We start from the raw sequence: 1,325 nt of genomic DNA on the forward strand, positions 1-1,325 counted from the left end.
TCGACCCCCTCGGCCGCCGCGGACCGATCTCGGGGACCTTCCGCACCGCGATGAAACGCCTGCCCGCGATCGCCGACATGGGCTTCGACGTGGTCTACCTGCCCCCCATCCACCCGATCGGCACCACCCACCGCAAAGGCCCCAACAACACCCTGGACCCCGGGCCCTACGACCCCGGCTCCCCGTGGGCCATCGGCTCACCCGAGGGCGGTCACGACAGCGTCCACCCCGACCTGGGCACCCTGGACGACTTCGACGCCTTCGTCGCCCACGCCCACCACCACGGCCTAGAGGTCGCCCTGGACCTGGCGTTGCAATGCTCCCCCGACCACCCCTGGGTCACCGAGCACCCCGAATGGTTCACCCGCCGCGCCGACGGCACGATCGCCCACGCCGAAAACCCGCCCAAGAAATACCAGGACATCTACCCCCTCAACTTCGACACCGACCCCGACGGCCTCTACACCGAAGTCCGGCGGGTGGTACGGCACTGGATCGACCACGGCGTCCGCATCTTCCGCGTCGACAACCCCCACACCAAACCCGTCCCCTTCTGGGAACGCCTCCTGGCCGACATCAACACCACCCACCCCGACGTCATCTTCCTCGCCGAAGCCTTCACCCGCCCCGCCATGATGCACACCCTCGCCAAAACCGGCTTCCACCAGTCCTACACCTACTTCACCTGGCGCAACACCGCCCACCAACTCCGCGACTACTTCACCGAACTCACCGGCCCCACCGCCACCTACATGCGCCCCAACTGCTTCACCAACACCCCCGACATCCTGTCCGAATATTTGCAACACGGCGGACGACCCGCCTTCGAAATCCGCGCCATCCTCGCCGCCCTCCTCTCCCCCACCTGGGGCATCTACACCGGCTACGAACTCTGCGAGAACACCCCAGTCCGCCCCGGCAGCGAGGAATACCGCAACTCCGAGAAATACCAATACCGCCCCCGCGACTGGAACACCCACACCAACAGCAGCATCACGCCCCTCATCACCCACCTCAACACACTGCGCAACACCCACCCCGCCCTCCAACAACTCCGCAACCTCCACTTCCACCACATCGACCAACCCGAACTCCTCGCCTTCTCCAAACGCCACCTCAACGACGTCATCCTCACCGTCATCAACCTCAACCCCCACCAACCCCGCGAAGCCACCGTCCACCTCGACCTGCCCGCACTCGGCCTCCCCGACGACCCCCACCACCCCTATACCGTCACCGACCAACTCGACGGCACCACCTACACCTGGACCGCCACCAACTACGTCCACCTCGACCCACACACCCGACCCGCACACATCTTCACG

At 66.0% G+C, this 1,325-nt stretch carries 1 protein-coding gene; it reads left to right on the plus strand.

Going from position 1 to position 1,325, the window contains the following annotated elements:
- The coding region (locus BZB76_RS34010) for an alpha-amylase family protein (RefSeq protein ID WP_121438561.1) at nucleotides 1–1,325 on the plus strand (1,325 nt) is incomplete at both ends.

Source organism: Actinomadura pelletieri DSM 43383 (genome assembly GCF_003634705.1).
GTDB classification, from domain to species: Bacteria; Actinomycetota; Actinomycetes; order Streptosporangiales; family Streptosporangiaceae; genus Spirillospora; species Spirillospora pelletieri.